Origin of the sequence: Spongiibacter sp., assembly GCF_041602295.1 — a bacterium.
Lineage (GTDB): Bacteria > Pseudomonadota > Gammaproteobacteria > Pseudomonadales > Spongiibacteraceae > Spongiibacter.
The window spans coordinates 1-8301 of the sequence record NZ_JBFIGO010000110.1 but is presented as its reverse complement, the minus strand read 5'-3'; the positions used below and the strand labels follow the sequence as shown (position 1 = coordinate 8301).

Sequence of the window (8301 nt, the reverse complement as noted above, 5' to 3'; positions counted from 1 at the left end):
CTGACGCTGTGACCGACTGGCTGGAAGTGCTGGCAGTGCGGGTCGAGCTGACGATGGTTGCTAACGATGAGAGTGTTGTTGGTGAAACCGGCGATGTGGATGCGCAAAGTGTATACGATGCGGCCGGCAATTTACTCGAGAATGCCGACGGGCGTATGCGCCAGGTGTTCAGCAGTGTCTTTGCGATAAGGAACCGTTTGCAATGACTGTAGCCCGGCGCGATCAACAATCAGGGGCCGTGCTGATCGTCGCACTGGTCTTTATGCTGATATTGGCGATTATTGGCGGGGCGTCTATGCAGAATGCGACGCTGCAAGAGCGCATGGCCGGGAACAGCAAGGATCTCAATATCGCCTTTCAGGCGGCTGAAATAGCGATACGCGGCGCCGAGGAAGTGATGAAAACGGTCAAGGTCGGCGATTTCACCGGGGATAATGGTCTCTACCTTTCCTGCCCTGACCCCGACGATAACAGCAAGGCGTGTTCGGAGCCCTCTTGGCAAGATCGCGAGTCGACAGGATGGCGAGTCGTGGCCGAAGAGGTGGCAATGGTCAGTCGCCAGCCCGAGTTTTTTATTGAGCAAATGAGTGCCTTTGACGACCCTGATGCGCCTTTAGACGCGGATAAGACAGTATCGTTGCAGGGCTACTACCGAGTTACCAGCCGGGGCTTCGGCCTTAATGACCGAAGCGTGATTGTGTTGACAACCACTTACCGACGCAAAGAAGAATGAGGTGCGCCATGAAAATCTGCACTAGGGCAAGGTCGGTCTTTCGCTATCCGGCTAGGGTGCTGAGTAGCGGTGTGTCGGCACTATTCTTAATGGTTTCTGTGTTGGCCCCGTCGGTGGCCTATTCTGGCGACTGTGTCGTCCAGCAAACGACGTCTTCGGCGGTGGGGCGCAAGCGGGGCAATGATACCTATACATTTAGTGGCTTAGAGGCGATTGACCGTATCGTCAGTTACCAAGAGGCGAATGGCAAAGGTATCAGTTGTACAAATGACTCCTTTTTCTTTTCAGGTAACCGGCTGACGGTCACCAATAGCTTGTTGTCATTGACGACCTGCAAGGCTTTTGTGACGGTTGAGGGTAAGGAGGCGGGCTGCGTGCCGGACGAGGCTGCCGACAGTGATATTGTCCAGCAACCGCTATTCCTGTCGCAGGCGGCACCGCCCAATGTGATGTATATCTTGGATGACTCCGGATCGATGCAGTGGGAGTTAATGCCTAACGACATCATGTTTGAGGAAACGCGCTATGTTTATCCTCGCGCCGACGGTATTTATGGAGCCGGCGATTACTCCAATCGGGTGCCGACGGTGGACGATAAGGACCCTTATAACGCGCGCAGCCGGTCGCCGCAGATCAATACCCTTTACTACGACCCTTCGGTTACTTATCGGCCGTGGATAGATGGCGATGGCAATCTGCTGGCAAATGCAAATCCAGTCTGTGCGCCTCACAATCCGTTTTTCGAGGTCACGCTACAGAGCCTGCTTTACTGCCGAAGCTTGGTCACGCTTAACAGCAATTTTAATAACAATGATTGGTATAGCTGTGCTGCGGACGGCAGTTGCACAAAGACCGGTGACGTGAAGAGCTTTTGGCCGGCGACCTATTTTTGGTATCGCGGTGTTGGCGATTTGTGGGACTGGAACAGTTATCAGCAGGTGCAGATTCGTCCGGGTTTGGACTATAGCGGCCATGGCCGCAGTAGTCGTGACGATTGCGCTGATGCGGCAAACGCCACCTGTACTTATGCGGAAGAGATACAAAATTTCGCCAATTGGTACACCTATTATCGCTCCAGGGCGGCGACTGCGCGGGCGGGATCAGGGTTTGCTTTTGCCGAGCAGGGCAAGGGGATTCGGGTGGGCTTCGGCACACTTAACAGCGGTGATAACGATATTGACGGCGTGACGAGCAAGGTTATTTTGCAGGGCGTTCGGGAGTTTTCCGGCGATAGTCGGCGCGCATTTTTTAGTTCCCTTTACAATTCGCCGATTCCAACAGACGGCACTCCCCTGCGGCGCGCACTGGACTATGGCGGTCGCTATTATTCACGCAGCGATAACCTGGGGCCTTGGAGCGCGACCCCTGGCGAGGACAAGGGGGATGATCAAAAAGCCTGCCGTCGTAATTACACGGTATTGATGACCGACGGCTATTGGAATGGCGGTGATCCGGGGGGCGATGCAGACGATAATAACGATGGCACTAATGGGCCTTCCCACACGTCGTCGACAGGGGAGACCTACACCTACAGTGCTGTTTCGCCCTTTACCGATGGCTGGGATAAGACCTTGGCCGATGTTGCCATGTATTACTGGAAAAACGATCTGCGCTCGGACTTGCCAAATGTGGTGACGCCGACCAGCAGTAACCCGGCGTTTTGGCAGCATATGTCGACCTTTAGCATTGGACTGGGGGTGACGGGCAGCGTCGATGCCGATGCCGCGTTTGCGGCGGTAAAAACCGGTGATTCGATTACTTGGCCGAACCCGAAGGATGCGGACCCCAACAAGGTCGATGATTTGTTGCACGCCGCGGTCAATGGTCGCGGTGGTTTTTTCAGTGCGGATAACCCGGATGCCTTTGCCAACCAGCTGTCGGACACCCTGCAAACCATCGCCACTGAGAGCAAATCTTCTGCGTCGTCAATCGCGGCAAACTCGACGCGGCTGGATTCCGAGACCATTGTTTACCAGGCCAGTTTTAATAGCGCCGACTGGAGTGGCCGCTTGGTTGCCTACAAACTGGAAGGCGATGGTGATATCTCTACGGTCGTCTGGGATACCGATAAAACGCTGACCTCGGATGTGGGGCGCAATGTGTTCACCAGTGTCGGTCAGCCAGGGCTGTCGACAAGCCAGGCGGTCAATTTCAATTTGACAAACTGGGGCTTGTTGCACGACGACCAAAAGGCCGCCTTAAATGCCGGCGGCACGGACCTGGATGGACAGCTACTGCTGAGCTGGCTGCGCGGCTCGCGTGTGCAAGAGGGCTTGAAGTTTCGGACGCGCAGTGTGTTGTTGGGGGATATCGTCAATTCCGATCCGGTTTTTATTGGCCGTGACGACGACTACGGCTTCCAAGTGCTGGGTGGCGCGGAAGGCGGCAGTTACAAAGCGTTTTTGAACACCAAATCTGGGTGGTCATCCCTGGTTGTGGTGGGGGCTAACGACGGCATGTTGCATGGCTTTAACGACGCGACGGGCAAGGAGTTGTTCGCCTTTATTCCGGCGGGGGTATACGGCAAGTTGTCGGGGATTGCCGCGCCGGACTATCAGCATGTGTATAGCGTCGATGGCTCGGCGAGGGCCAGCGACGCCTATATTAATAGCCAGTGGAAAACGGTGGTTGTGGGTTCTACAGGGGCGGGTGGTCGCTCGGTATTTGCGTTGGATGTGAGCGACCCAACGTCTATTGGCAAGAACGATTTGCTATGGGAATTTGCCACGGCGTCGACAGACAGCGATCGCCTAGGCGTGGCGATGAGCAACCCGACTATTGCCCGACTGGATGCCGGTGATAAGTGGGTCGCCATTTTTGGCAATGGCTATGACTCCGGTGATAACGTCAAACTGTTTATTGTGGACCTGGCCACCGGGCAGCTAATCAAGGCAATCGATACCGGTGTGTCGGGGGTGGGCAACGGCCTGGCCAGTCCTGTGCCGGTTGATGTGGACAGCGACCGGATTACTGACTTTATTTACGCCGGTGATTTGAAGGGCAATCTGTGGAAGTTTGATGTGCGGGGGACCTCGGTTGCCGGTTGGGACGTGGCGCTGAAGTCGGGCTCTGATCCCCAGCCCTTATTCACTGCGCTAGATGACAATGGTGTGGCCCAGCCGATTACCTCGCGGCCGGTGGTCGGTAATCACGACGATGGTGGTTACTATGTTTACTTCGGTACTGGCAGTTATTTCCGCTCCGGTGACCGGGGGGCGGACGTCGGCAGCCAAGTCCAGGATTTCTACGGTATTCGCGACCTCGATGTTCAGGTAGCCCGGAGTAATTTACTTGTTCAAGATATCATCTATGAAGCTGTTGGCTCGACCAAGGATGGCAAGACCACGGAGTTTCAGGTGCGCTTGGTTACCGCAAATGGTGCCGACGCCGTGCCTGAATTTGGCTGGCGCCTGCCTTTGCTGCCCCCCGATGACACGGCGGAGGGTGAGCGTGTCGTATCGCGGCCGATTTTGCGCAACGGCAAAGTCATTTTTGCATCGCTGATCCCTTCCGATGATGTGTGCGGCTTTGGTGGGCGCGGCTGGTTGATGGAAATCGATGCCCAGACAGGCGGTCGCTATCACGACCCGGTACTCGATACCAATAGTGATGGCGTGCTCGACGCCTTCGATATGGTGTTGTATGACGGCGAGTATCTACCCATCAGTGGTCGCGGCAGCGATGAGATTATCAAAACTCCAGGTGTCGTTAGTAAGGGGGATGTTGAGTTTAAATACACCTCGGGCAGTAGTGGCTCAATTGGTGTGATCGCCGAGAAAGGTGAGGACGACGGCTTGCTGGGTCGTCAATCGTGGAGACAGTTGCAGTGACAGGGAAATATAGTGACAAGGGCTTTACCTTGATCGAACTGATGATCACCGTGGCCATCGTCGGAATCCTGGCGGCCATCGCTTATCCGAGTTATCAGGAACAAGTGGCGAAGTCGCGGCGCTCGGAAGCGACCAATGCACTGATGTCGGCGGCACAGGCTTTGGAGCGCTACTATTCTGCCAATGGGCGTTACACCACGACGGCGGGAGGCAGTGATTTGCCCGCCGTTTATTCCACCACCGTGCCAGAAAGCGGAGCGACGTATTACACGATTTCTGTGTCGGGTACGCCTGCGGCCAACAGTTTTGTGTTGATTGCCACCCGCAGTGGTGCAATGGCGGGAGATAACTGCGGCGATTTCACCATTAATGAAGCTGGTGAATTAGCCTTGGCCAACAAGCCTTCGGGCTCAGCGAAAACCCTGGCGGACTGCTGGCGGCGGTAGTCGTGGATTCTTCGCAGTAAAAGTGGTCTATACGCACAAGTCGTTAGTGTCGAATAGTGCGCGATTTTTTGCTTTGCCTTTGTACATGCCCTGTAAATCTGCGTATTCTCCATGTCGCGCGATAGATTTATAATCGCCTAGCCGCCTTTACCGGTTGGCAGAGAGGGCATGTTTCCCCTTATAGCAGGATGCTGCCGCCAGCGTTGGTTGGCGGGAGGCCTGTTTTTGTTCTGTCTTCTACATTTGCTACCGGTGGGGCCACGATAATAACTTCCCAGCGTAGGAGATGTGGTGACGTGCAATCGGACAGCCCCGCAGGCTTTACACTCATCGAATTGATGATCACCGTAGCGATCATCGCGATTCTGGCAGCAGTGGCGTTGCCAAGCTACCAAAACTACGTCGTACGCGCTAACCGCACGGCCGCTGCGAACTTTGTTATGGAAGTGGCCAATATGCAGGAGCGCTACTATCTGGACAAGCGGCAATACGCGGCCGACATGACAGCCCTGGGGGCGGCCATGCCCACTGAAATCAGCGATTCCTACACGATCACGACGACGGCAAATAATCTAGCTACTCCACCGAGTTACAGTATCAGCGCGGCGCCCAAGGCAGGGCAGGCCAGTAGTGACAGCTGTGGCACATTGACCTTGAACAGTAAGGGCGAAAAAGGCCATGCCTCGGGGGCGACACGATGTTGGGATTAGGCCTGCGACCGCCCGGCCCCAGGCTGCAGGGCTTTACCCTTATGGAGTTGCTGGTCACCCTGGCCATTGTGGCTATAGTGTCTGCAATCGCGGCGCCGTCATTTACCGGTGTGATTGAACGCCAGCGAGTGAGCAGTGCGGCGGACAGCTTGCGGTCGTCTATCGAGCTGGCCCGCAGTGAAGCGATTAAGCGCAACGCCAATGTTGCGGTTGTGCGCGTTGGCGGCGCTTGGAATCAGGGCTGGGAGGTTCGTGAAGGCGCTGATGTTTTACAGGTTGCCGGAGCTGTACCGCGCTTGACGATTAGCAGCGCGGTGGCCAGCTTGTCGTTTAATAGCTCCGGGCGCAGTACTGCGGCGGCGGATTTCAGTGTGGTTCCCGATTCGGGCAATGCCGCCCATGCCTCCTGTGTGGATGTGACATTGAGCGGCCGTCCCCGAGTGATCAAGGGGAGCTGTTAGCGATGATAGTTAAGTATCGTGGTTTTACGCTTATTGAAATCCTGGTGACACTGCTGGTGGTGCTTGTCGGGCTTATGGGGGGCGCGGGCTTGATAGCGCGTTCTGTGCAACAGGAAGTGGAGGCCTATCAACGTTTGCAGGCATTGAATATGCTGGAAGATATGGTCGGCCGTGTTAACGCCAATCGCTTGGTGGTTGCCTGTTATTCCTCCGGGGCTGACGGCCTGACCGTTGGCCATGGAGTGACTGCCTTGCCTGATTGTGGGCAGGGTAGCGCGGAGCAGCGAGCCACCGCCAACCAAGATATCCGTGCCTGGCATTCAGCCTTACTAGGTGCTGCACAGAAAAATGAAGATAACGAAAGTATTGGTGCCATGGTGGGCGCCCGGGGCTGTATTGAGCAGCTCGATGCAGTGACGCGTCGCTATCGTATCAGTGTGGCCTGGCAGGGTTTGAATGAAACAGTGGCGCCGGCCGATGCGCTCAACTGCGGACGGAATCAATACGGCGATGATAAGCAACGCCGTGTGGTGACCGCCGACGTGCGCATAGGAGATCTGTCATGATCGGCGCGCGCAAGTCTCAGTTAGGCCTGTCCTTGGTTGAGATCATGATTTCTCTGGCCATTGGCGCGTTTATGCTGCTGGGGATTATTGCCCTTGTTGCCTCGGTAAGCGGCACGCGTTCCAAACTGGCCGTGGTGTCGGCGCAGGCGGAGAACGGCCGCTATGCCCTGCATTTACTGTCAGAGGACTTGGCGTTGGCGGGTTTTTTGGGCCGCTACCGGCCGGGTGTCGGGGTGGCTACCTATGTGGCGCCCGACCCTTGCGAGAACAGTGGTGTGGCGTCGGACCTAGGTTTTGATCCCAGTACGACAACACTGCCCCTGCCGATTACTGCAGTCGTCAGTGGTGGCGCTATGCCGGGTTGTATCAGTGCGGAAAGCCCGGTGGCCAATTCGGAGCTGCTCAGTATTCACCGAGTCGCCGTTGAAGATATTGCGGTAGATGATATCCCCTCAGTCAATAACACCCCTTATCTGCAAATTTCCAATTGTGAGCTGGATCTGCAGAACTATCGCCTGAGTACCGACGCCAGCGCGCTGACGCTGCGGGCAAAGGGTTGCGTGGATACCGCGCGGGTGAGGGCCTACATGGTGCGCAGCTATTTCGTGAGTAGTTGCGAGGATTGCAGTGCGTCGGGTGATGGTCGGCCAACCCTTAAGGTGCTGGAATACGCCGGGGGCAGCCGCAGCGTTCTGCCTCTGGTGTCCGGGGTTGAAGATATTCATTTTGCCTATGGCTTGGACCTCGACGGTGATGGCGGACCGGATTGTTACGCGGCGAACCCGGGTAGCACTGTGGCGCCTAGCGGCTGCCCAACAGCGAACTGGTCTAGCACGGCAGTAGAAAACTGGCGCGACGTGGTGTCAGTAAGAGTGGATATGTTGATTCGTTCCGAGGAGGAGGTGCTGGGGTCGGCGGTGAAGGACACTTACGATCTGGGCCGCGCAAGTGCGCTCGGGCCTTTCGACGACCGGTTTAAGCGACAAGTTGTTTCCTCGGTGGTGATGTTGCCGAACATTGCGGGGCCCAGAGAATGAAGGTAGTGAGATTTCAGTCGGGTGCAGTATTGCTTGTGGCATTGGTGATGCTGGGTATCTTTAGCATCATTGTGGTTAGCATGCTTGGTGGCAGCAACATCAATTTTAAAATTGCCGGTAACCAGCAATACCATGTCGAGGCAAAAAGTGCAGCGAGTAATGCCATCGAGGCCTTTGTCAGCAATTCGGCTAACTTCGCGATTCCATTGCCCGATAAAAACACCCTGTTTGATAACGACTTCAATGGCGATGGCAAGGTCGATATGGTGGCGGTGGTCGCCCCGCCTAGCTGCTTGAATACGGCGCCGATTAAACAGCGCGAATTGGATGTCGCGGATCCCGCCGATGCCCAGTGTTTGGGTACAGGGCAAGGGAGCTCTGGAGGGGTACTGACGGATGACAGTGCTGCGCTGCAGGGCAACTCTTGGTGTACGAAGATGAGTTGGGATATCGCGGCCACGGTTGGTGATGCAAACACCGCTAGCCGCGTAGAAATGCATCAGGGCGTCTACCTGCGT

The 8301-nt window shown here is 56.0% G+C and carries 9 protein-coding genes; all 9 read left to right on the top strand.

Going from position 1 to position 8301, the window contains the following annotated elements; genetic code table 11:
- A partial coding sequence (locus ABYM29_RS13550; RefSeq protein WP_372865308.1) for a PilW family protein occupies positions 1 to 206 on the top strand: 206 nt, incomplete at its 5' end.
- Positions 203 to 733 (top strand): PilX N-terminal domain-containing pilus assembly protein, encoded by a 531-nt coding sequence (locus tag ABYM29_RS13545; RefSeq protein WP_372865307.1) that lies wholly within the window; start codon positions 203 to 205, stop codon positions 731 to 733. The genes ABYM29_RS13550 and ABYM29_RS13545, both read left to right, overlap by 4 nt.
- Before the next feature lie 8 nt (positions 734 to 741).
- On the top strand, positions 742 to 4563 hold the full coding sequence (locus ABYM29_RS13540) for a pilus assembly protein (RefSeq protein WP_372865306.1): 3822 nt from the start codon (positions 742 to 744) through the stop codon (positions 4561 to 4563).
- Positions 4560 to 5009 (top strand): type IV pilin protein, encoded by a 450-nt coding sequence (locus ABYM29_RS13535; RefSeq protein ID WP_372865305.1) that lies wholly within the window; start codon positions 4560 to 4562, stop codon positions 5007 to 5009. Before ABYM29_RS13540 ends, ABYM29_RS13535 begins: the two co-directional genes overlap by 4 nt.
- A gap of 296 nt (positions 5010 to 5305) precedes the next feature.
- A complete protein-coding gene (locus tag ABYM29_RS13530) occupies positions 5306 to 5719 on the top strand; it encodes a type IV pilin protein (RefSeq protein ID WP_372865304.1) in 414 nt (137 codons plus the stop codon).
- Positions 5707 to 6180, top strand: coding sequence for a GspH/FimT family pseudopilin (locus tag ABYM29_RS13525; RefSeq protein WP_372865303.1), 474 nt, complete (start codon positions 5707 to 5709; stop codon positions 6178 to 6180). Before ABYM29_RS13530 ends, ABYM29_RS13525 begins: the two co-directional genes overlap by 13 nt.
- A gap of 2 nt (positions 6181 to 6182) precedes the next feature.
- Complete coding sequence (gene pilV, locus ABYM29_RS13520; RefSeq protein ID WP_372865302.1) at positions 6183 to 6746, top strand: type IV pilus modification protein PilV; 564 nt, start codon at positions 6183 to 6185, stop codon at positions 6744 to 6746.
- Entirely contained in the window at positions 6743 to 7783 is a 1041-nt protein-coding gene (locus tag ABYM29_RS13515) for a PilW family protein (protein ID WP_372865301.1), read from the top strand. Before pilV ends, ABYM29_RS13515 begins: the two co-directional genes overlap by 4 nt.
- Positions 7780 to 8301, top strand: a 522-nt coding sequence (locus ABYM29_RS13510) for a hypothetical protein (RefSeq protein ID WP_372865300.1), incomplete at its 3' end; no start/stop codon positions are given. The genes ABYM29_RS13515 and ABYM29_RS13510, both read left to right, overlap by 4 nt.

Bases quoted from the DNA above. Each gene is read 5' to 3' on its own strand.
- ABYM29_RS13545 (WP_372865307.1), top strand. From the start codon at position 203: ATGACTGTAGCCCGGCGCGATCAACAATCAGGGGCCGTGCTGATCGTC.
- ABYM29_RS13540 (WP_372865306.1), top strand. From the start codon at position 742: ATGAAAATCTGCACTAGGGCAAGGTCGGTCTTTCGCTATCCGGCTAGG.
- ABYM29_RS13525 (WP_372865303.1), top strand. From the start codon at position 5,707: ATGTTGGGATTAGGCCTGCGACCGCCCGGCCCCAGGCTGCAGGGCTTT.
- pilV (WP_372865302.1), top strand. From the start codon at position 6,183: ATGATAGTTAAGTATCGTGGTTTTACGCTTATTGAAATCCTGGTGACA.
- ABYM29_RS13515 (WP_372865301.1), top strand. From the start codon at position 6,743: ATGATCGGCGCGCGCAAGTCTCAGTTAGGCCTGTCCTTGGTTGAGATC.